Annotated in this window: 23 protein-coding genes; 13 read left to right on the top strand and 10 right to left on the bottom strand. The window is 32.9% G+C overall.

Annotation, left to right across the window (positions count from 1 at the left end):
- Nucleotides 1-54: 54 nt before the first annotated feature.
- From rny to FLACHUCJ7_RS12540, 3 genes are all read right to left on the bottom strand, one after another.
- Complete coding sequence (rny, locus tag FLACHUCJ7_RS12530; RefSeq protein WP_031456980.1) at nucleotides 55-1,617, bottom strand: ribonuclease Y; 1,563 nt, start codon at nucleotides 1,615-1,617, stop codon at nucleotides 55-57.
- A 208-nt stretch (nucleotides 1,618-1,825) separates the two neighbouring features.
- The gene (locus tag FLACHUCJ7_RS12535; RefSeq protein WP_031456979.1) at nucleotides 1,826-2,119 is read right to left on the bottom strand and encodes a cell division protein ZapA; all 294 of its coding nucleotides are present in this window, start codon (nucleotides 2,117-2,119) and stop codon (nucleotides 1,826-1,828) included.
- Between the two features lie 5 nt (nucleotides 2,120-2,124).
- Complete coding sequence (locus FLACHUCJ7_RS12540; protein WP_031456978.1) at nucleotides 2,125-2,415, bottom strand: hypothetical protein; 291 nt, start codon at nucleotides 2,413-2,415, stop codon at nucleotides 2,125-2,127.
- 180 nt (nucleotides 2,416-2,595) lie between these two features.
- Here FLACHUCJ7_RS12540 and FLACHUCJ7_RS12545 point away from each other — a divergent pair, with 180 nt between their 5' ends.
- The 4 genes from FLACHUCJ7_RS12545 to FLACHUCJ7_RS12560 all read left to right on the top strand — a co-directional run bounded on the left by FLACHUCJ7_RS12545 (nucleotide 2,596) and on the right by FLACHUCJ7_RS12560 (nucleotide 8,165).
- Nucleotides 2,596-4,290: a M23 family metallopeptidase gene (locus tag FLACHUCJ7_RS12545; RefSeq protein WP_180909125.1), complete on the top strand. Its 1,695-nt coding sequence runs from the start codon at nucleotides 2,596-2,598 to the stop codon at nucleotides 4,288-4,290.
- 11 nt (nucleotides 4,291-4,301) lie between these two features.
- Nucleotides 4,302-6,764, top strand: a complete 2,463-nt coding sequence (locus FLACHUCJ7_RS12550; protein ID WP_180909126.1) for a TonB-dependent receptor — start codon at nucleotides 4,302-4,304, stop codon at nucleotides 6,762-6,764.
- Between the two features lie 353 nt (nucleotides 6,765-7,117).
- Nucleotides 7,118-7,420, top strand: a complete 303-nt coding sequence (locus tag FLACHUCJ7_RS25345; protein ID WP_230408818.1) for a hypothetical protein — start codon at nucleotides 7,118-7,120, stop codon at nucleotides 7,418-7,420.
- Nucleotides 7,421-7,442: 22 nt separating this feature from the next.
- Entirely contained in the window at nucleotides 7,443-8,165 is a 723-nt protein-coding gene (locus tag FLACHUCJ7_RS12560; RefSeq protein ID WP_078227884.1) for a CREC-EF hand family protein, read from the top strand.
- Between the two features lie 64 nt (nucleotides 8,166-8,229).
- Here the strand turns inward: FLACHUCJ7_RS12560 and FLACHUCJ7_RS12565 are convergent, their stop codons facing one another.
- The 5 genes from FLACHUCJ7_RS12565 to FLACHUCJ7_RS12585 all read right to left on the bottom strand — a co-directional run bounded on the left by FLACHUCJ7_RS12565 (nucleotide 8,230) and on the right by FLACHUCJ7_RS12585 (nucleotide 14,307).
- Nucleotides 8,230-8,931, bottom strand: a complete 702-nt coding sequence (locus FLACHUCJ7_RS12565) for a DUF2971 domain-containing protein (protein ID WP_180909127.1) — start codon at nucleotides 8,929-8,931, stop codon at nucleotides 8,230-8,232.
- Nucleotides 8,932-9,065: 134 nt separating this feature from the next.
- The gene (locus FLACHUCJ7_RS12570) at nucleotides 9,066-10,895 is read right to left on the bottom strand and encodes an ABC transporter ATP-binding protein (RefSeq protein ID WP_180909128.1); all 1,830 of its coding nucleotides are present in this window, start codon (nucleotides 10,893-10,895) and stop codon (nucleotides 9,066-9,068) included.
- A gap of 75 nt (nucleotides 10,896-10,970) precedes the next feature.
- Nucleotides 10,971-12,698: a phospho-sugar mutase gene (locus tag FLACHUCJ7_RS12575; RefSeq protein ID WP_180909129.1), complete on the bottom strand. Its 1,728-nt coding sequence runs from the start codon at nucleotides 12,696-12,698 to the stop codon at nucleotides 10,971-10,973.
- Between the two features lie 134 nt (nucleotides 12,699-12,832).
- The gene (locus FLACHUCJ7_RS12580) at nucleotides 12,833-13,789 is read right to left on the bottom strand and encodes a glycosyltransferase family 2 protein (RefSeq protein ID WP_078225920.1); all 957 of its coding nucleotides are present in this window, start codon (nucleotides 13,787-13,789) and stop codon (nucleotides 12,833-12,835) included.
- Entirely contained in the window at nucleotides 13,789-14,307 is a 519-nt protein-coding gene (locus tag FLACHUCJ7_RS12585; protein WP_180909130.1) for a DUF4199 domain-containing protein, read from the bottom strand. The genes FLACHUCJ7_RS12580 and FLACHUCJ7_RS12585 overlap by 1 nt, the downstream gene beginning before the upstream one ends.
- 250 nt (nucleotides 14,308-14,557) lie before the next feature.
- Here FLACHUCJ7_RS12585 and FLACHUCJ7_RS12590 point away from each other — a divergent pair, with 250 nt between their 5' ends.
- The 7 genes from FLACHUCJ7_RS12590 (at nucleotide 14,558) to FLACHUCJ7_RS12620 (ending at nucleotide 19,692) form a co-directional block, all read left to right on the top strand.
- The gene (locus tag FLACHUCJ7_RS12590; RefSeq protein ID WP_031456968.1) at nucleotides 14,558-14,812 is read left to right on the top strand and encodes a type B 50S ribosomal protein L31; all 255 of its coding nucleotides are present in this window, start codon (nucleotides 14,558-14,560) and stop codon (nucleotides 14,810-14,812) included.
- 122 nt (nucleotides 14,813-14,934) lie between these two features.
- Nucleotides 14,935-15,258, top strand: coding sequence for a cyclic nucleotide-binding domain-containing protein (locus FLACHUCJ7_RS12595; protein ID WP_219634090.1), 324 nt, complete (start codon nucleotides 14,935-14,937; stop codon nucleotides 15,256-15,258).
- Nucleotides 15,259-15,357: 99 nt separating this feature from the next.
- Complete coding sequence (locus tag FLACHUCJ7_RS12600; protein ID WP_219634091.1) at nucleotides 15,358-15,510, top strand: hypothetical protein; 153 nt, start codon at nucleotides 15,358-15,360, stop codon at nucleotides 15,508-15,510.
- Nucleotides 15,511-15,562: 52 nt separating this feature from the next.
- A complete protein-coding gene (locus tag FLACHUCJ7_RS12605; protein ID WP_180909131.1) occupies nucleotides 15,563-15,988 on the top strand; it encodes a tautomerase family protein in 426 nt (141 codons plus the stop codon).
- Nucleotides 15,989-16,092: 104 nt separating this feature from the next.
- Nucleotides 16,093-16,449 carry a hypothetical protein gene (locus tag FLACHUCJ7_RS12610; protein WP_180909132.1) on the top strand — a complete coding sequence of 119 codons (357 nt, stop codon included), beginning with the start codon at nucleotides 16,093-16,095 and terminating at the stop codon, nucleotides 16,447-16,449.
- 213 nt (nucleotides 16,450-16,662) lie between these two features.
- Entirely contained in the window at nucleotides 16,663-17,838 is a 1,176-nt protein-coding gene (locus FLACHUCJ7_RS12615; protein ID WP_180909133.1) for a GlmU family protein, read from the top strand.
- Between the two features lie 219 nt (nucleotides 17,839-18,057).
- On the top strand, nucleotides 18,058-19,692 hold the full coding sequence (locus FLACHUCJ7_RS12620) for an ABC-F family ATP-binding cassette domain-containing protein (RefSeq protein WP_078225925.1): 1,635 nt from the start codon (nucleotides 18,058-18,060) through the stop codon (nucleotides 19,690-19,692).
- A gap of 73 nt (nucleotides 19,693-19,765) precedes the next feature.
- On the opposite strand, the gene FLACHUCJ7_RS12625 is transcribed toward FLACHUCJ7_RS12620, so the two are convergent.
- Complete coding sequence (locus FLACHUCJ7_RS12625) at nucleotides 19,766-20,071, bottom strand: GNAT family N-acetyltransferase (RefSeq protein WP_230408819.1); 306 nt, start codon at nucleotides 20,069-20,071, stop codon at nucleotides 19,766-19,768.
- A 283-nt stretch (nucleotides 20,072-20,354) separates the two neighbouring features.
- Between FLACHUCJ7_RS12625 and FLACHUCJ7_RS12630 the strand changes: the two genes are divergently transcribed.
- The gene (locus tag FLACHUCJ7_RS12630) at nucleotides 20,355-21,014 is read left to right on the top strand and encodes an alpha/beta hydrolase family protein (RefSeq protein WP_180909134.1); all 660 of its coding nucleotides are present in this window, start codon (nucleotides 20,355-20,357) and stop codon (nucleotides 21,012-21,014) included.
- A 291-nt stretch (nucleotides 21,015-21,305) separates the two neighbouring features.
- Here FLACHUCJ7_RS12630 and FLACHUCJ7_RS12635 read toward each other — a convergent pair whose 3' ends face one another.
- Nucleotides 21,306-21,821, bottom strand: a complete 516-nt coding sequence (locus FLACHUCJ7_RS12635; RefSeq protein ID WP_031457582.1) for a hypothetical protein — start codon at nucleotides 21,819-21,821, stop codon at nucleotides 21,306-21,308.
- A gap of 166 nt (nucleotides 21,822-21,987) precedes the next feature.
- On the opposite strand from FLACHUCJ7_RS12635, the gene rpmH reads away from it, so the two are divergent.
- Nucleotides 21,988-22,149, top strand: a complete 162-nt coding sequence (gene rpmH, locus FLACHUCJ7_RS12640; RefSeq protein ID WP_008464848.1) for a 50S ribosomal protein L34 — start codon at nucleotides 21,988-21,990, stop codon at nucleotides 22,147-22,149.
- Nucleotides 22,150-22,276 lie beyond the last annotated feature (127 nt).

A 22,276-nucleotide genomic window follows, 5' to 3' on the forward strand; every position in this document is an offset into this window, starting at 1 on the left:
AAAAACTTCTCAGCGATGAGAAGTTTTTTTTTATTTTGAATATGTTTTGTGAATTTATTTAGCAATGTTTACTGCTCGGGTTTCACGAATAACAGTTACTTTTACCTGACCAGGATATGTCATTTCTGTTTGAATTTTCTGTGAAATTTCGAAAGATAAATTAGCTGCATTTTCATCAGATACTTTTTCGCTTTCTACAATTACACGAAGTTCTCTACCGGCTTGAATTGCATAAGCATTTTTAACACCGCTGAATCCGTAAGCTACTTCTTCCAGATCTTTAAGACGTTGAATGTATGAATCTAAAACCTGACGTCTTGCGCCTGGTCTCGCACCGGAAATAGCATCACAAACCTGAATAATTGGGGAAAGTAATGATTTCATTTCGATTTCGTCGTGGTGAGCTCCAATAGCGTTGCAAACCTCTTCTTTTTCACCGTATTTCTCTGCCCATTGCATACCTAATAAGGCGTGTGGTAAATCGCTTTCAGTATCTGGAACTTTACCAATATCATGAAGTAAACCTGCTCTTTTAGCTAATTTAACATTCAGACCCAGTTCAGCTGCCATGATACCACAAAGTTTAGAAACTTCTCTGGAGTGTTGCAGTAAGTTTTGTCCGTAAGAAGAGCGGTATTTCATTCTTCCGACAACTTTAATCAATTCAGGGTGTAAACCGTGAATTCCTAAGTCGATAACAGTACGTTTTCCAACTTCAATAATTTCGTCGTCGATTTGTTTTGCAGTTTTAGCAACAACTTCTTCGATTCTGGCTGGGTGAATACGTCCGTCAGTAACTAATTTGTGTAATGACAAACGGGCAATTTCTCTACGTACCGGATCAAAACATGAAAGAATAATAGCTTCAGGTGTGTCATCAACAATGATTTCAACGCCGGTTGCAGCTTCAAGAGCTCTAATATTGCGCCCTTCACGACCGATAATTCTACCTTTTACATCATCGGATTCAATGTTGAAAACAGAAACACAGTTTTCAACAGCCTCCTCTGTTCCAACTCTTTGGATAGTATTGATGATGATTTTTTTAGCTTCTTGCTGAGCAGTAAGTTTTGCCTCTTCAATTGTATCCTGAATGTGAGACATTGCTTTGCTTTTAGCTTCAGCTTTCAGGCCTTCTACTAATTGCTCTTTTGCTTCTTCGGCAGAAAGCCCCGAAATTACTTCCAATTGCTGTAGCTGACTTTTGTGTAGTTTATCAACTTCAGTTTGTTTTTTGTCGAGAAGTTCAATTTTGTTATTATATTCTGCTGTTTTAGCTTCAAAATCATCATTTACTTTTTTAGCTTTTGATAATTCATTTGAAACCTGCGATTCTTTATCACGAACTCTTTTTTCAACTTCAGCTACTTTTTTGTCTCTGGATAAAATTACCTGCTCGTGTTCTGCTTTTAATTCGATAAATTTTTCTTTTGCCTGAAGAATTTTATCTTTTTTAATATTTTCAGCTTCTAAATTAGCGTCTTTTAAAATAGATGCAGCTTCTTTTTTAGCGTTTTTGATTAAGTTAGAAATATTGCTTTTTTCGATAATTTTAGCTATCGCAAAACCAGCTGCAATGCCAACAATACCTGAAATAATGATCGTTATGATGTCCATGTTTGTTAAAATTTATATATAAAAAAGCCTACATTAATTGCTTGAATAAACTCGTAAAGACAAGTTTTGAGCTAACTCACTGTTCAAGTTTCCAAGCCGAAGCATGGCATACTATAGTAGCGACGATTTGCTCATTCTAAATTGTTAGTGTTGAGTTTACCAATTGTGAACTAATGTAGGCAGTATCTTAGTTTCGTGTAAAGAACGTTTAATTTTCGAGATATTGATCTAAAAGCGAATTTAATCTTTTAATTCTTTTGATAGTTTCTTCGCCATCAATAGTATTGTCAATTTGTTTTTGTTCTACTTGTGATGCAAATTGCAGGGCACACATAGCCAATACATCTTGTTTGTCGCGAACTGCGTAATTTTCTTCGAACTGCTTAATCATAGCATCAATTTTTTTAGAAGCACTTCTAAGTCCTTCTTCCTGAGCAGGCTCAACCGTTAACGGGTAAATTCTGTCTGCAACTGATATTTTAATTTTAAGCTTTCCGTCCATATTTACTAATCTGATAGTTGTGCAATACAGTAATCAATTTCGCGAATTAATGAATTTATTTTAAGCTTTGTCTCTCTCTTGTTGTTGTCGCTGCCGAGCAACGAATTGGCTATCTTAAGTGTTTCATATTGCTTATTCAAAGCTTCAATTTCTTCAGATTGTTTCTGGATAATTTGCACAGCTTTGTTTAGTTCTAATCGTAAATCCTGATTGTTCTTCTCTAAAGTTTTTGATTTTGCAAAAAGCTTTTCGACTTTATATTCAAGAGTATCAATTATTTCAGCAATTACACTCATTATAAATCCTTTTCATTACTTAATCCTACAAAGTTAATATTCCTTTTTATTAATGCAATTTTTTATCGATTTTTTTACATTAAAAATAGACAAATTAATGAAATTCAGTTAATTGTGTTTTTGCTGTTTAATCTTTCGGTTTTAGCTCCTTAATTTTTTATCTTAGCAAAAATGTTACCTATGAGATTTTATTTGTTTTTTTTATTTGTTTGTAATTTTATTTTTAGCCAGAACCAGTATCCAAAGGATTATTTTCGTACACCATTAGATATTCCGATGCAGCTTTCCGGGAATTTTGGTGAGTTGAGACCCAATCATTTTCATGCCGGATTCGATTTAAAAACCAATCAAAGGGAAGGACTTAATGTTTATGCTGTTGCTGATGGTTATGTTTCCAGAATAAAAATCTCAACTTTTGGAAACGGAAAATGTATTTATATCACACATCCAAACGGCTATACTACTGTTTACGGACATTTGCAAACAGCTGTTGGACCAATTCAGGAATATATTCATAAAACGCATTATAGCGAAAAATCTTTTGAAATTGAAATGTTTCCAAAGCCGGAAGACCTTCCTGTTACAAAGGGGCAGATAATTGCGCTCTCAGGAAACACAGGCTCTTCAGAAGGTCCGCATTTGCATTTTGAATTTCGTGACACGAAAACAGAATTTGTTATAAATCCTATTTTTTTTGGATTTGATCAATATTTAAAGGATACTAAAAAACCGACGATTTCCAGTTTATTTGTTTATCCGATGGATAATACAACGGTAAACCAGTCGAAACAGCCTCTGTTATTGAATCTTTCCCTCCAAAAAGACGGAACTTATCTGGCTGGTAAAGTGAAAGCTAACGGAAAGATAGGTTTCGGAATTAATGCTGTCGATTTTGATGATGTTTCCAACAATAGAAATGGTGTTTTTAATGTGAGTACTTTTTTAAATGGAAATCAAAATTATAATTACCAGTTCAATACCTATTCTTTTGATGAAATGCGTTTTATAAATGCGTTTATTGATTATCCAAGATATAAAAAAACGGGTCAGCGTGTGCAAAAGCTATTTATGAAAAGCCCTTATGCTCTAAGTATTATAAAAGGAGATTCGCTCAACGGAATAGTTCCTGTTGAACCTAATTTAGCTTCGACTTACAGAATTGAAGTTTCTGATTATTTTGGAAATTTGAATTCGATTACTGTTCCGGTTGAATATGATTCGGAAGCACCAATCATTAACGCAGAACCATTGACATCAAAGTATTTTGTTCGATACAATAAAGATTCGAATTTTGAGAAAGAGAATATGTCTGTTTTTTTTCCTGCAGGTACCTTTTATGAAGATTTTAATTTAAATTTTGATGTAAAAAACAATCGGATTTACATTCATGAAGATGTTGTTCCAGTGCATTCAAATTTTACGGTTACGATAAAAGACAGTACTTATTCTGAAACCTTGCGTGATAAACTTTTTATTGCAAGATTTAGTGGTAATAGTAAAAGTTATAATGCTACCACCAGAAAAAATGATGTCTTTACTATCAAATCAAAAACTTTAGGGCAATATGGTTTGGTTTTAGATACTATTGCTCCTGTTATAAAAATCACTAAAGTGATTCAGGATAAATGGATTACCGGTGTTAAAAATGTTCAGTTTACAATTGGTGATGCCTTATCCGGAATTAGGTTCTATAATGGTTATTTGAATGGGAACTGGGTTTTGTTTGAATATGATAATAAAACGAGAAAAATAACCCACACATTTGATGATGCTATAGTTGCTGAAGGTGCGAATGATTTAAAAATTGAAGTAGTTGATAATGTGGGGAATTCTGCTATCTTTGAAACTCATTTTTTTAGAAGTCAACAAAAATAAAATCTAAGCGTTTGAATAATTTTAAATTAATAATTGTTTTTCTTTTTTTATGGATTGGTTATGCTTCATCTGCTCAAAGTGCTCGCGTTAAGGGAGTTATTTTAGATAGTGAAAATCATCCGGTTGCAGATGTAAATGTTACGACAGGAGACAAAGCGGCAAAATCTGATGCAAAAGGTTATTTTCAGATTTTTGTACCCTCAAACAAAAAGGTGGTTTTGGTTTTTACGCACATTTCCTTAAAAATGATGACATTAACAGTCAACCTGAAACCTTACGAAACTTTCGTTTTTAATCCTGTGATGAACAATTCAGAAGAACAGATGGGGGAAGTTTTTGTTACTTCAAAAAATAAAAAACGTGTCCAGGGTATTACAGTTATTGATCAGGCTACCATAAAAAAAGTACCCGGAGCGAATGCCGGAATAGAAAATATACTAAAAACATTGCCAGGAGTAAATTCAAACAACGAATTAAGTACTCAATATGCAGTTCGTGGAGGAAATTATGATGAAAATCTGGTTTATGTAAATGAAATTGAAGTGTATCGCCCATTTTTAATTCGTTCCGGACAACAGGAAGGATTAAGTTTTACCAATACCGATTTGGTACAGAACATAGATTTTTCTGCCGGAGGGTTTCAGGCAAAGTATGGAGATAAACTTTCTTCAGTATTAGATATCAGTTACAGAAAACCTACACAATTTGGAGCTTCTTTGGAGGCCAGTTTTCTTGGTGGAAGCATTTCTGTTGATGCTGTTTCTAGAAACAAAAAATGGTCTGCAGTAACCGGAGTCCGTTATCGTAATAATAGTCTGCTGGTAAACAGTCAGGATACACAGACAAATTATACGCCAACATTTGCAGATATTCAAACCAATATTAACTATGATGTTTCTCAAAAATGGCAATTGAGTTTTCTGGGAAATATTTCGCAAAATAAATATTTATACCAGCCTTTAACCCGCGAAACAAAATTTGGAACTATCGATCAGCCTATGGCACTTGCTGTTTTTTATGAGGGTCAGGAAAAAGATCAATATGATACTTATTTTGGAGCATTAAAAACAACTTATAAAGCTTCGCCAACTTTTACTTTAAAATTGATAGGATCCTTGTTTCATACAATAGAGAAGGAGCATTTTGATATTTTGGCACAATACCGATTGGGAAATGTTGATGATAATGGAAACATAAATCCTGATGATGTCGATTTTACCAGAGGAATTGGTACCCAGCTTAATCATGCCAGAAACGATTTGGATGCTTTGATAGCAAATGTTGAAATTAAAGGGTTTAAAGAATGGAATGACAGTCAGCTGGAATTTGGTTTAAAATATACAAGAGAATCGATACGGGACAGAATTGTAGAGTGGGAGATGATTGATTCTGCAGGATTTTCATTAAATCCACGTATTTTAAATCTGCCGAAAAATAATCAGCCATATGAACCTTATACCGGACCTCTTTTGCCGTATCAAAATATCCGTGCGACCAATTTCAATGATATAAACAGGTTTTCCGGTTATGCACAATGGAATAATAAAACAGAGTTGGGTTCTAATCAATTTTGGTATACTATTGGGGCACGTTTTCAAAGCTGGCAAGTTTCAGGAGCAACTGTTGATGGAAAAAATCAAACAGTCTTTAGTCCACGTGTACAATTTGCTTTAAAACCAGATTGGAATAGGGACATGATTTTTAGGATTTCAGGAGGACTATATTATCAGCCGCCATTTTACAGGGAACTTCGTGATGCTGAAGGAGAAGTTAATCCGGATGTGAAAGCACAACAATCGATACATTTTGTTTTAAGTAACGATTATAATTTTAAAATGTGGAACCGCCCTTTTAAATGGGTTACGGAATTGTATTATAAATCACTTTCAGATGTCAATGTGTATTCAATTGATAATGTACGAATTCGCTATGTTGCTGATAATAATGCCAAAGCTTATGCTCAGGGACTGGATTTTAGGTTAAATGGTGAATTTGTTCCGGGAACTGAATCATGGATAAGTTTCGGTTATCTTAAAACGGAAGAAAATTATGATAATAAAGGATTTATAGCCAGACCAACTGACCAAAGATTGAAATTTGCAATGTTATTTCAGGATTATATGCCCAATATTCCAAGTATAAAATTGTACCTGAATTTAGTTTATAATACCGGTTTACCAGGAGGTTCGCCTTCTTATTCTGATCCTTATCTGTACCAAAACAGATTGAATGATTACAGAAGGGCAGATGTTGGTTTTGCTAAGGTTTTTATTGATCAGAGTAGTGCACCAAAGTCTGGCTGGCTGAAAAACTTTAAGGAATTGTCTTTGGGAGTGGAAATATTTAATATTTTTAATAATCAAAATGCCATTACCAATACCTGGGTTAGAGATGCTTATTCAAAAAATCAGTATGCAATTCCAAATTATATGACTTCGAGAGTTTTTAATATAAAACTGAATGCCAGGTTATAATGAAAGAACGGATAAAAAGAAAACGAATTTTATATGTTCCAGGAATGATTTCCTTGGTTTTGATTCCTTTGTTTTGTTTTTACCATTTTTATAAAACGGATGCTTTTAAGGTTCAAAGTTGTATTGCCTTTTTTTACGTTAATGATTCAATTAATAAAGAACAACTAGGAAGGATTAAAAGGAATTACAAGACTTTTTATTTTGAAAAGAAAAAATTCCAAGAGTTTAAAGAATTGAAAAAATTAAGGTTCTTTCTTCGGAATTTAGTAAAAGAATACTATACCATTAATGGTGCAAAAATCCATTTCGGATCAAAAACTGATTATGATCTTTTTATCAGTGTTCAAAATATTATGATTGAAGAAAAAGTAATGAATTGGTCTTTGTATAAAGATGATATTTATGCCTTTTCAAGTGCAAGACCGCCAAAATCAACTAATTTAAAACCGTTTGATCATATTATTTGTGGAAATGGTGAAGCGAATAAAGATTTTTGGTTAAGCCAAGCCAAAGAAGCAGAAAGAAAACGGTTGTTATCCCTCTATAAAAAAAACTGGATGATATTTTTAGCCTATTTAGGAATTGTATTTATCAACATTTTTGCGTTAGTAAAATTCAATAAAAACAAATATTATCACCAAAAACGCTATATTTGATAATCGAATATAATTGATGCAGATGAAAAAATATTTTAAATATATAGCCTTAGTAATTATTGGATCTTTAGCGAGCTGTAAAGAAGAAGCTCAAAAACCAAAAGTGACTTATGATACATCAAATAAAACAAGTGCTTTAACTAAAACAGATTCAACTCAAATTGAAATAGCTGATTTGCCTATCCAAATGGAAGGTACAGATTATTTGATTCATCCTGTTGGAGATTTAAGAGTCTTTGAAAAAGGAACTAAGGTACGTTACGGATCATCGAGTGTAAATGATGTAAGTTTTACAATTTCTAATTTAGGCGAATTTGAAATCACAGGTTATCTGCAAAATTTGAAATTTCAAAAAATAGATTCAGATTCTATCCGACCATTATCTGATAAGCCGGTTTTAATTTTAACAGCGACTTATTTAAAGGCACTTGCAGATAAAAACCTTAGTCAAATTATGGTTTATACTTTGACAGATTCAGATACGAATAAAGACGGGAAAATTGATACTGGAGATATTAAGACTCTTTACTTAAGTGATATTAGCGGAGAAAATTTCACTAAAGTTTCAACAGACATGCAGGAGTTGGTTGACTGGAGTTTAATTGAATCCAAAAAGCGTTTGTATTTTAGAACAATTGAAGATACTAATCAAAATGGACAGTTTGATAAAAATGATGTTTTGCATTATTATTATATTGATTTGACTTCTAAAAAATGGGAGGCTGTAAGTTATAAGCCTATTTAATTTTTTTTTTTTAATGCGTTTAGTGTTATTTGGGTATCAATTTTTTTGTCTGCGGAGAAAAAATTTAAATTAAAATATCACTTTCTAAATCTGATTTTTCTATTTCTAATCCAAAACCTAAACGTTCTACCAATTCAATGACGAGTTTTTTGTACCAGTTTTCTGATTTGGGATGAATGTAGATCTTTTCAATTAACTCATTGATGTCAACGTTAATTTTTAATCCTTCATTCAATTTTAAATTACTTTGAGAAGTGTCTGTAATGATTCGGACCTCTCGCTCGTACTGAAAGCTTTTTCGTTTGAATAAAAAAGGAAAAAATGAATCATCAAAGGGTATGTATTCTTTTTTGTAATCAATGTAATTTACTTCACCAATATATTGATCAAAATTTTTCTCAGGGTTAACTGCTTTTTGCAACCTCCCAATTGTAGACTGAATAGCCAGACCTTCGCTGTTTTGGGTAAATATTTGCCACATCGCAAACGATTCATACTCGTTGATATGCCAGCTGCTGACAGCGACTTTTTCCCTATGTGTTTTGTAGTAATTTAAAAACTCCGGATTGTCAATAGCCAATTTTTTAATTTCTTCAAAAGTAGGTTCGCTGAAAGTACCTTCATACTGATCTTCAAACTTGTCAGATCTGGACATGAATAGTTTGTTTGAAAGCAGTAAATCAAGAAATTTAGATAAATCTAGATATTTCCAAACAACAGTATCAGGGTCTTCCGGCAGTTTTATGTTTGGATTGTTAAGATACATTTTGAAGAGAATTAAATAACTTATTCTTTAACTAAACTAAAGTTATAAAAATAAACACAGATTAAAGAAAATTAAACTCAGTTTTAATATTTCCTTAATCTGTGTAAATGTTTGCTGTTAGAACAAGTGGAATCTTATGATTCGAATGACTGCATAGTTACAAGCTTATTATAAGTTCCGTTGTGAGAAATTAATTCGTCGTGAGTTCCTTGTTCTACGATTTTTCCTTTTTGCATCACAACAATTACATCAGCTTTTTGTATTGTAGAAAGACGGTGTGCAATCACAATCGAAGTTCTGTTTTGCATCATGTTCTCAAGGGCAACCTGAACAAATTTTTCACTTTCGGTATCTAATGCTGATGTTGCTTCGTCCAAAATCATAATTGGAGGATTTTTAAGTACTGCACGAGCAATCGATAAGCGTTGTTTTTGGCCTCCGGATAATTTATTTCCACTATCACCAATGTTTGTGTAAATCCCTAAAGGTAGTTCTTTTACAAATTCATATGCATTCGCGATTTTAAGGGCATCAATAATTTCATCATCTGTTGCATCTAATTTTCCTAGTGCAATATTAGCCTTAATGGTGTCATTAAATAAAATACTGTCCTGAGTTACCAATCCCATCAGGCTTCGAAGAGATTGTAGATTCATTTCTTTTATATTCACCCCATCAATACAAATTGTTCCGTCAGTTACATCATAAAAGCGTGTCAGTAAATTTGCAATTGTACTTTTTCCACTTCCGGATTGTCCCACAAGAGCAATAGTTTGACCTTTTTTAATCTGAAGTGAAAAGTCTTTTAAAACCGTTTCATTTTCATATTTAAAGTTAATATGCTCAATGTTTATATCATTGTCAAAGGTTTCTTTTTCAAAAGCTTTCGGTTTAGATGTAATTGGGTTTTCCTGGTCCAGAATTTCTAAAACACGTTCAGCAGCAGCATTTCCTCTTTTTACAGCGTAAGAGGCTTTAGATATTGATTTTGCAGGTGTAAGGATGTTATACGCTAATCCCATATAGGTAATAAATTCAGCACCTTTTAAAGTGTGTTCAATCAAAACCATTTGTCCTCCATACCAAAGCAAAATGGCGATAACCATAATGCCCATAAATTCGCTCGCGGGAGAAGCCAGGTTTTGGCGATTTCCAATACTGTTTGATAATTTAAAAAAGCGATCAGTTGAATTTTGGAATACACGATTAAAGTAATTTTCAGAGTTATACCCTTTTACTACTTTTAGTCCTCCAAGCGTTTCCTCTATAGTGGATAGAAAGGTACCTTGTTCTTGTTGTGCTTTGGTGGATTTTCTTTTTAATTGTTTTCCAATTAAAGAGATTATGTATCCTGAAATTGGAATAAAAACAAATACAAAAATGGTCAGTTTTACACTTATTGTGAACATGGCAACTATAGTAAAAATGATAGTTAGCGGTTCTTTTACAATAAGTTCAAGAATGGCTAAAAAGGATGATTGTACCTCATTTACATCTGCAGAAATTCTTGAAATTACATCACCTTTTCTTTTTTCTGAGAAAAATGCTAATGGTAATTCTAATGTTTTTTTATACATCGCATTTCGTATGTCTCTTAGGATACCATTTCTTAAATAGGTAATAAAAAACATAGCAAGATAATCAGAGATGTTTTTTAACAAAAAGATTGTAATGATTCCGGTTACCAATATTGATAATGTATATCCAATGCCGTTGGTATCTGTTATTGAAGTTAAATAATAACTTAGATAATCTGATAAATATTTTTTTAATCCCCAAATTCCTTTGTAAACCGGAATAATATAAGTTTTCTTGGATTGCCCGAATAATACATCCATCATAGGCATTAAAGAAACAAACGAAAGTGTTCCAAACAAGGCATACAAAACATTAAAAAAGATGTTTAAGTAAGCATATTTTTTATACGGATATAAAAAAGGTAGTATTTTTTTGAAATTACTCATTTAGGTGTTTTTTACCATTAAAACCCGATAGCTTGTTTAAACATATCGGGTTTTGAAAAAAATGTATATAATTTATTAATTCAATTGCATGTCTGCAATGATATTTTGTATTTTTTGATCTAAGAATTTTTCTGCTTCATCAAAATCCAAAACCGATTCAATTTGTGCATTCACACTGATATAGAATTTAATTTTTGGTTCTGTTCCGCTTGGTCTTGCACAGATTTTAGAGCCATCTTCGGTATAATAAATCAAAACGTTTGATTTTGGCATCTCCATTACAGATTCTTCACCACTCAATAAATTCAAAGCAACAGATGATTGATAATCTTCAACCATGATTACTCTTTGCCCGTTGATTTCTTTCAATGGATTTTCTCTTAAATTAATCATCATCTGATTAATTTCTTCTAAGCCTTCAATTCCTTTTTTGGTTAAAGAAACCAAATATTCCTTGTAGAATCCATTTTCAACATAAAGCTGTAAAAGTTCTTTATAAACACTACTTCCTGCAGCTTTTGCCTGAGCGGCAACTTCACATATTAATAAAGTAGCTGCAACAGCATCTTTATCCCTAACAGCATCTCCAACCATAAAACCAAAACTTTCTTCTCCGCCACCAATAAATTGAAGTTCGGGAAAGTCTTTAATCATTTTGGCAATCCATTTAAAGCCAGTCAGACCAACTTTACATTCTACGCCATAATTAGTTGCCAGTTCCATAATCATCGGAGTCGAAACAATAGTGGATCCCACAAATTGTTTTCCGTTAATTTTGCCTGCTTTTTTCCATTGTTTCAAAAGGAAAGAAGTCATCAAAACCATAGTCTGGTTTCCGTTAAGCAAAATCATTTTTCCATCGTTATTTCTAACAGCAACACCTAAACGATCACAATCGGGATCTGTTCCGACTACAATATCCGAATTGGTTTTGTCTGCCAATGCCAAAGCCATAGTTAATGCTTCGGGTTCTTCCGGATTTGGAGATTTTACAGTAGGGAAATTTCCATCAGGAATCGCTTGTTCAGGAACAATATGAACATTTGTGTAGCCTGCTTGTGATAAAGTATCAGGTACTGATTTTATAGAAGTTCCGTGCAAAGAGGTAAAAACAATTTGTAAATTCTCTTTGGCAGTAGCCGGAGTATTAAAACTGGCATTTTCGATAGATGATTTTACAAAAGCTTTGTCGATTTCGGTATCGATATACTGAATCAGGCTTTCGTTTGCGTTGAATTTGATTTTGTCATAATCTAAACTTTCAATAACGCTAATGATAGCAGTATCTTCTGGGGGAACAATTTGTCCGCCATCTTCCCAATATACTTTATATCCATTATATTCCGGTGGATTGTGCGAAGCAGTAAGAACGATTCCGCATTGACAGCCTAAATACTTAAGGGCAAAAGACAACTCAGGAGTAGGTCGTAAATCTGAAAACAAATAAACCTGAATTCCGTTTGCAGAAAAAACATCGGCAACAACTTTGGCCAGAGTATTACTGTTATGACGACAGTCATAAGCAATTACTACTTTTATAGGCTGATTTGGAAAAACTGTAAGCAAATAATCTGAAAGTCCCTGCGTGTTTTTTCCAAGAGTATATTTATTGATTCGGTTGTTTCCAACCCCCATAACACCACGCATTCCTCCAGTTCCAAATTCCAGGTTTTTATAAAAACTTTCCTCAAGTTCTTTCGGCGATGTTGTCATTAATTCCTTAACGGAAGCTTGTGTTTCTTTATCAAACGTAGGTGTTAGCCATTCGTTTACAGCATTCAATATGTTAGGAGCTATATTCATGTAATTTTTTTTAATGTTTAAATTAAAGATAATTTTTTTTAGGAGCTAATCCTGCTGCACACTATATTTTTTGTGATCCCGTTACAAACGGAACCACAAAAGGATGCCGTTCCCATCAGGGCTATGACTTCAGGTTAAAAATTAACTTCCCGTGCTATTTTATAACGTGATTCGTTGTTTTTAGTTCGCAAAATAATTTCTCCCAGAAAACCTGCCAAAAATAACTGCGTTCCTAAAATCATTGTTGTCAGCGCAATAAAAAACCAGGGATTACTGGTAATTAAACTATATTTCATTCCATTATACATATGGTATAATTTAGAGATGCCTATATAACCGGCTAATAAAAATCCGATGATAAACATTAAAGAGCCAATTGCGCCAAACAAATGCATAGGTCTTTTTCCGAATCGTGACAAAAACCAAATCGTAATCAAATCAAGGAATCCGTTAACGAAACGCTCCATTCCAAATTTTGTTTCGCCGTATTTTCTGGCTTGGTGAATTACGACTTTTTCGCCAATTTTGTTAAATCCGGCATTTTTCGCCAAAACCGGAATGTATCTGTGCATTTCGCCCGAAACTTCAACGTTTTTTACGACGGCATTTTTATAAGCCTTTAATCCACAGTTAAAATCATTCAATTCAACTCCGGAAGTTTTTCTTGCTGCCCAGTTAAACAATTTAGAGGGAAGGTTTTTGGCTACAACAGAGTCGTATCGTTTCTTTTTCCAGCCAGAAACCAAATCATATTTCTGAGTAGTGATCATTTCGTATAGTCCCGGAATTTCATCAGGACTATCTTGTAAATCGGCATCCATAGTAATAATAACATCACCTTGTGCTTTTGCAAAACCAGCATGTAGTGCCTGAGATTTTCCAAAGTTTTTCATAAAACGAATTCCTTTTACATTCGGATTTTCGTTAGAAAAGCTTTCAATAATGTTCCACGAATCATCTGTACTGCCATCATCCACAAAAATGATTTCATAAGAATAATTGTTAGACTGCATCACTTTAATAATCCATGAGTAGAGCTCTTTCAGTGATTCCTCCTCGTTTAGAAGTGGTATAAGTATAGATAAATTCACTATTGTTGTAATGGTTTAGATTTGATAATTGCTGATATAATCAAGTTAAAAATAGAACTTACAACTATTGAAAAAAGACCTCCTTTAATAAGGTTTCCGATAGAGAAATTGTCGTTTTTTAATAATTCATTTAGTTCTGATGAAGTTTTACCCATAGCTTTAAAAATCTCTAATTGTTTAGAGTTCATGAAATTATTTATTTCAGGTTTAAATTCAGGAGCTATGAAGTTGTATAAAATATAATTAAACGTTATCGATATAAATATTCCAATACTTGTTGATATTAATAAGGTGGTGAAAGAATCTTTAAAAGTAATTATATTACCTAATTTTTTTTTAGTTGTAATTGCCTGAAATATTCTAATTACCCAATATAACAACCAAACGATTATGCCAAAGATGGAGCTTTTATAAACAGCTGATCCACCGATGTATACAAAAGTTTGCGATAAACAAGCAACAATTCCTATGATTAAACCAAATGTAATTCCATTCTTTTTTATAACTTCATTAATCATATTTATATGTTTTAAAAATAATCCACAAATATAGCAATTCCGAATATAATCAAAGTTAAAAAAAAGCTTTTTGAATTTAACTAAAAAAAAGTGGGCTAAAGATTTGTATATTAAAAAAGAATTGTAAATTTGCAAACTCAAAATAATTAAAAGTTTTAAACAAGAAAGAGTATCCTTTGTTTACACCTTTTTCTAGCCATGAAAAAGCTTCAAAATAAAAGTGCTCTGAAACAATAAATAAAAAGAAAAGATGAAAAAAGGAATCCACCCGGAAAATTACAGATTAGTTGCATTTAAAGACATGTCAAATGATGACGTTTTTATTACTAAATCTACTGCAGATACAAGAGAAACAATTGAAGTTGACGGAGTTGAGTATCCTGTTGTAAAAATGGAGATTTCAAGAACATCTCACCCTTTTTATACTGGTAAATCTAAACTTATTGATACTGCAGGACGTATTGACAAGTTCAAAACTAAATATGCAAAACACGCTAAAAAATAATAGCTGTTTTAAACTATACAAAAGCCTTCCAGTCCGGGAGGCTTTTTTTATGCGGTGATTTTTTAAATTCCTCAAAAAATTAATCTTTATCTTTGAAAAGAATTCATCTTAATTAAAAAGCAATGGATTTTCTAAAAGATATTTTTATTAATAAACTCGGACTGGAAATACACCATCTTGAAAAGTTCATTAGCTTAACTAAAATTAAAACCTTAAAGAAAAAAGAATTTCTGATTCAGGAAGGAACTGTTTGTGAATTCATAGGATTTGTTGTTTCCGGGAAACTTAGGTCTTATGTTCAAAATGATAGTGTAGAATTCAATAATGATTTTTATCTGCAGAATAGTCTGGTTACGGCCTATACAAGTTATCTAACCCGGAATCCAACAAATTGCAATATTGAAGCTTTGGCTGATACAGGAATCATTTGTATTACTTATAAATAATTTAATGCGTTGATTGAAGAGGATGTCCGTTTTTTGAAATTAGCAAAATATATCTCGGATGTTTTCTTTATTAAAAAATGCAAACGCGAAACTTCATTTTTGAAAAACTCTGCAACAGAAAGGTTTGAGCCCCTTTGTAAAGCCTATCCCGGAATCGAACAGGAAATTTCGCAATACCATATTGCTTCTTATTTAGGAATAAAACCGGAATCGTTAAGCCGCATTAAACTCTTAACATACATCAATAAATAAGTGTGTTTTTAGATTGAGTTTTGTACTTCAGTAATCAATAAATATTTGAAGTATGCTAGCAATTGATCTTAAAGTCAGCGGTAAAGAAAATCCTGCTTTAGTAAAAGAACTCGTGAAAACGATTAGTAGTCTCACAAATCAAATACTGCATAAAAAGCCTGAAGTTACAGTTGTAACCGTATCTTTTATTTCGGATTGTTTATGGTTTGTAAATTCAGAATCTTTAGCTGAATTAAAAAAGAACAGTTTCTTTTTGACGATCAAAATTTCAGGCTCAATCAACCTCAAAGATGACAAGGCAAAATATATAGAGGCTTTGCATAATTTGCTGTCAGAGCTACTTGGAAATGTTTATCCGGTAAGTTATTCAGCAATCGAAGAAATGAAAGCTGATGCTTACGGTTATGAAGTGCTTACTATTGAGTATAAAATTATCAGCAATAAAATTTCAAATTTCAAAAAAGAAGATAACCTTTAAATAAAACAGAAATGGAAAAATTTAAAATAACGGCGATTTTGCTTTTGGTAATCTTGCTATTTTATGGGCAGTAAAAAACAGACGATAAAAAAATAATATTTGCCATGATTGACGACTATTCGAAAAGTGTCATTGTAAAAGATTTTGTTGTGTTTTATGGTTTATTTAATGATGGAAATGTAACCTGGTGCGCAGGCTATAAAGATCGGACTCAGGCCAAAGAAATTGAAGCAAAAGGGAAGGTAAAAGCAGGTAGTAATTATTTCTCCGGATCGTATAAAGGTTTTATGAGAAGTTTGTTCAGGCACCAATCTACTGAAGATAAGTTTGATAATATTAAAGTTATCGAATATGGAACTGTAGCTTCTGTAATAATGGATTACAGTTTTTGGGCAGATGGCAAAATGACAAATTGGGGCAGCAAGTATTTAAATCTCATAAAAAGAGATGGAAAATGGTAAATTACAAGTGTAATTTACTCATTAGAATTGATTCAATATTTTAAACAACCCGCTATTGAAGAGCGGCTTAGGAACTAAATTTGGTTCTGAATTTTGAATAGAAAAAGGCTGTTTATTTCGCTGAAAAACATGTTTACTGATACAAATAAAATATTTGTAACTTTGAACCTGATAACCAAATCAAGATTTTAACAAGCGCCAAATTTATTATTTATGAACTACATTCTTTTTGATGGGCCCGTTCGAAATGCTTTATTACCTTTTACTTTTACAAGGCCCGTGGCTGATATTCTAATCGGAATCATGACGATTCGTCAAAAGTGGGAGGCTCGTTTAGGTTCTACTATTACAACAATTACCGAAGATTATTTATCTGCTAAATTTCCGATGGTGGAAATGGAAGAGAATGTTATGATAAATGCTGCGTATTTACCAAATGATACACTTGTCGAAATTGTTTCTGATTTAAAGGAAAATCAGGCCATTTTTAAAGGTGAGGATGTGATTGCTTTTTTTACGACTGAAAATCAGGAAGAAGTTGATTTTGATTTGTATGAAATTATTCAGTACAACGATGATTGTTTAACAGTTGAGCATACCTGGGATATTTTCTCAAAAAATGATGCTGCTATTCGTGCTGATTTTGCATATTTGACAGAAGACAGAAAATCACAACCAATTCCGAAAAGTGTAAATGTTATTGCGCCAGAAAATATTTTTATTGAAGAGGGAGCTAAATTAGAATTTGTTACCCTGAATGCATCGACTGGTCCTATATATATAGGTAAGAATGCTGAAATCATGGAAGGAACCGTAATTCGTGGTCCTTTTGCTTTATGCGAAAATGCCCAGGTGAAACTAAATGCAAAAGTTTACGGGCCTACAACCGTTGGTCCGGGGTCAAGGATAGGCGGAGAGGTGAAGAGTGCTGTTCTTTTTGCTAATTCAAATAAAGGTCATGACGGATTTTTAGGTGATTCTGTTTTGGGTGAATGGTGTAATATTGGTGCAGATAGTAATAATTCGAATCTGAAAAATAACTATGAAGAAGTTAAATTATGGAGCTATGAAACAGAAGGTTTTGAAAAAACAGGGCTTCAGTTTTGCGGTTTGATGATGGGGGATCACAGTAAATGCGGTATCAATACGATGTTTAACACCGGAACGGTAGTAGGAGTGAGTGCTAATATTTTTGGTTCTGGTTTTCCTAGAAATTTCGTCCCGAGCTTTTCATGGGGTGGATCTGCCGGCTTTACGACTTATATTACCAAGAAAGCTTTTGAAACTGCTAAATTGGTAATGGGAAGAAGAAATATCGAATTTGACGAAACAGAAGCTGCCATCTTAGAACATGTTTTTGAGGAAACCAAAAAATGGAGAAAAGATTAATGTGTCAATTATATAATTAGTCAATTAGATAATTGAAAATATTGCTCCGCAAAGTTTAATGCTTGGTGGAGTTTTTTTTGTTTAAAAGCTTTTCGTTTTAAGTAGAATTATCTAATTATCTAATTGTCAAATTCTCTAATTAAATCTATCTTTGCACCTTCAAAAAAATACTTGCTAAGACGTCTGATGATCTAAGCAGTCTAAAATCTAAAAATCTAAATGATTACAGTTAACGATATTTCGGTTCAGTTTGGTGGAACTACATTATTTAGCGATGTTTCTTTTGCTATCAATGAAAACGATAAAATTGCCCTTATGGGTAAAAATGGTGCGGGGAAATCGACACTTTTAAAAATAATTGCAGGTCAAAGTAAGCCTTCTACCGGTAGTATTTCTACGCCAAAAGATGCTGTTGTAGCTTATTTGCCTCAGCATTTGCTGACACAGGATGGAGCGACTGTTATGGAAGAAGCATCAAAAGCTTTTGGGGAAGTTTTTAGAATGAAAGCAGAAATTGATGAGATCAACGAACAATTAACTGTTCGTACCGATTATGAAAGTGATGCTTACATGAAGCTGATCGAAAGGGTTTCGGATTTAAGTGAGAAGTATTATGCAATTGAAGAGGTAAATTATGAGGCTGAAGTTGAGAAAATTTTAGTTGGTTTAGGTTTTGAACGTGAGGATTTCGCAAGGCAAACTTCTGAGTTTTCAGGAGGATGGCGAATGCGTATTGAATTGGCTAAAATTTTACTACAAAAACCTGATTTGATTTTGCTGGATGAGCCTACCAATCATATGGATATTGAAAGTATTCAGTGGTTAGAGGAGTTTTTAATTAATCAGGCTAAAGCAGTTGTGGTGATTTCCCATGATAGAGCTTTTGTAGATAATATTACAAATCGTACCATTGAAGTGACGATGGGAAGAATTTACGATTATAAAGCCAAATATTCTCATTATTTAGAGTTGAGAAAAGACCGTCGCGTTCATCAGCAAAAAGCATACGACGAACAGCAAAAAATGATTGCGGATAACAGGGCGTTTATTGATCGTTTTAAAGGAACGTTTTCTAAAACAGATGCGGTTCAGTCGCGTGTTAAGATGTTGGAAAAATTAGTTATTGTTCAGGTTGATGAGGTTGATAATTCTGCGCTAAAATTAAAATTTCCGCCGGCTGCACGTTCAGGACAATATCCTGTTGTGGTAAAAGATCTTTCTAAATCTTACGGCGATCATGTCGTTTTTAAAGATGCTAATATTGTAATCGAACGCGGTCAGAAAGTTGCTTTTGTTGGAAAGAATGGTGAAGGAAAATCAACTATGATCAAAGCCATTATGAAGGAAATTGGTATTGATGAAGGAAGTGTAGAAATTGGTCATAACTCGCAAATTGGTTATTTTGCTCAGAATCAGGCTTCTTTGTTAGATGAAAATGCAACAATTTTTGAAACTATTGATGCTATTGCGGTCGGAGATATTCGTACGCAGATTAAAAATATATTAGGGGCGTTTATGTTTCAGGGGGATGACATTACCAAAAAAGTAAAAGTGCTTTCGGGTGGAGAAAAAACCCGTTTGGCAATGATCAAATTATTGCTTGAGCCGGTAAACTTGTTGATTCTGGATGAGCCTTCGAATCATCTGGATATGAAAACCAAAGATATTATAAAGGATGCTTTGCGTGATTTTGACGGAACACTGATTCTGGTTTCTCATGATCGTGATTTCCTTGACGGATTGGCAACTAAAGTTTTTGAATTTGGAAATAAACGTGTGAAAGAACATTTTGAAGATGTGGCAGGTTTTCTGGCACATAAAAAAATGGATTCTATGAGGGAGATTGAGAAATAATTCCTGATTTAGGAGAAGTAAGAAAGAAAAAGAGCTGTTCAATTGAGCAGCTCTTTTTCTTTGAAATGTAATTCTAAATTCGAATTCCAGGTGGAAGTAATTCTTTGTATTCCGGATTTTTTTTAATGAATAATACAATTTTTGGATGAATTGGCATTACTTTCATTTTTTTTTCAATGACAATCTCCATGATGTTTTTAAGTAATGTGTCTATTAGGAGTTGATTTTTAAAATCTTCCGGAGTATTTATTTTTGTTAGGAAAATCTTTTTCTCCTGAAATGAATATTCAACTGAAAGCATTCCTTCCGGAACTATGGTTTCAAATTGTCTTGCAAAAGAGTTGTCTTTGACCGCCATAATAGTTTCAATAGGTTCCATAATTTATCATTTTTTAGCAGGTTTAAAAATATAATATAGATTTAGGGTGATGATTCGGTTTAAAAAAAATCATAGGAAAATAGTAAACACGAATGATTTGGACTGTAAAGTTAATCATTTGATTTTCAATATAAAATTATTTTTTAATGACTGCTCTAAAGTTAACTTAGAAATGATTTTATGTTTTTGTTTATTTTGATATTCAATTTAAAGCGTAAGACTTGCTGTGTATATTGGTAAAAAAAGTAATTTTAGCTTTTGTAATTAAATTCCTTTTCTAGCGATGAGTAAAATTCCTGTTTATTTTATGCCCGGTTTGGCTGCTAGTCCGGCCATTTTTGAAAGAATCCAATTAGATGAAGTTATTTTTGAAGTTTGTTTGCTGGAATGGGAAATTCCTCAGTTAAAAGAATCGTTATCTGATTATGCGCTTCGAATTACAAAAAAAATTAAACATGAAAATCCTGTTTTAATTGGTGTTTCTTTTGGTGGAATTCTGGTTCAGGAAATGGCAAAACATATCGAAGTCCGAAAAGTGATTATTATTTCGAGTGTGAGAAGCAGTTTGGAGTTTCCAAGGAGAATGAAAATTGGTAAGGCCACAAAAGCGTACAAGCTGATTCCGATGAAGTTGATTTTGAATATAGAGAATCTGGCTAAGTTTTCTTTTGGTGAAAAAATCAATAAGCGCATTAAGTTGTATGAAAAGTTTCTTGCTGTTAGAGATTTGAATTACCTGCAATGGGCTGTAGAATCTGTTATATGTTGGAACCGGAATGAGATTGATGAAAAAGTAATTCATATTCACGGCGATCAGGATGATGTTTTTCCTATAAAATATATCAATAGTTGTATTGTTGTAAAAGGAGGGACTCATATTATGATTCTGAATAAATACAAATGGCTGAATGAGAATTTGCCGTCTATTATATTGGAGGGATAAAATAGCGGTTATTACTATTGTCACCCTGAGCGAAGTCGAAGGCTTTCGTTCTCAAAAAGGGCTTAGACTTCGCTCAGACTGGCACTACAGATAAACGTAAACTTCTTATGAAAATGATTGCCTAGCCCTGATGGGAGGGAAAATCCTTTTGTGCCGGGGTTCGGCACAAAAGATTGGAAGGACAGCAGGAAATAGCTTCAAATTAAATTCCTGACTGAAATTCTAAAACAAAAAAAAATCCCAAATACCTGAATTGAATTTGGGATTTTAAATATTGTGATTTTAAAGAATCTAAATTTTCTTCATTTGCTCTTTCATCATTGTGATTTGCTCTTTTAGCATTCCCTGTTTGTCTAGTTTCTTAGCTTCATTTAATAAATTGGTAGCTTCAAGTTTTCTACGGCGTGACATGGCAACTCCGGCTAGGTTTAATTTTGCTACGGCTAAATCCATATCCATAGACAAGCCTAATTCGATTGCTTTTTTAAAGTGTTTCTCAGCCTGATTAATATTTGTCTGCGACAACATGATTCCGTGAAGATAATTAAAGTATCCCTGCTGCTTTCTTACTAAAGCCGTTTCAGGATTTTTAATGTATGCTAACCATTTTTTAGCGCCCTCGAAGTCTTGTTTTCTCAATTTAAGGAAAGCTAATAGGATAAATTCGTTTTTGAAGTAAAGGAAAACAGGAATTGCAGTCAGTAAAATAAGGAAGATTCCATTTCCGATATTACTTTCTGTAAATTGCCAAACGCCAGCGACTACAAGAAGTCCGGCTAAAATAAGTTTAATATTTTTATGAAACATAATAGGTGTATATTTGTGATTGCAAATATAGTAAAATGAATTAAAAATATTTTTATTAAAGTACTTGCCAGAAAAAAAAGTCTTTGTATATTTGCACTCGGTTTTGGAATAAGGATATTCAAAAACAAAAAAGAGATATTAGATACTATTTTAAAGATACAAAGCAATGAGCAAAAGAACGTTTCAACCATCGAAAAGAAAAAGAAGAAATAAGCACGGATTTATGGACAGAATGGCTTCTGCGAATGGAAGAAAAGTTCTAGCGCGCAGAAGAGCTAAAGGAAGACATAAATTAACTGTTTCTAGCGAGCCTAGACACAAAAAATAATGTTTCTGTAAACATAAATAAGGCGTTACTTTTTTTAGTACCGCCTTTTTTTATACCTTGTCAGTAAATAAAGAGGTTAAAATTCTGGTTTTTAACAAACTACTGCAGATTTAAATAAAATATAACT

The organism is Flavobacterium salmonis (assembly GCF_903819435.1).
In the GTDB taxonomy this organism is placed as follows: domain Bacteria; phylum Bacteroidota; class Bacteroidia; order Flavobacteriales; family Flavobacteriaceae; genus Flavobacterium; species Flavobacterium chungangense.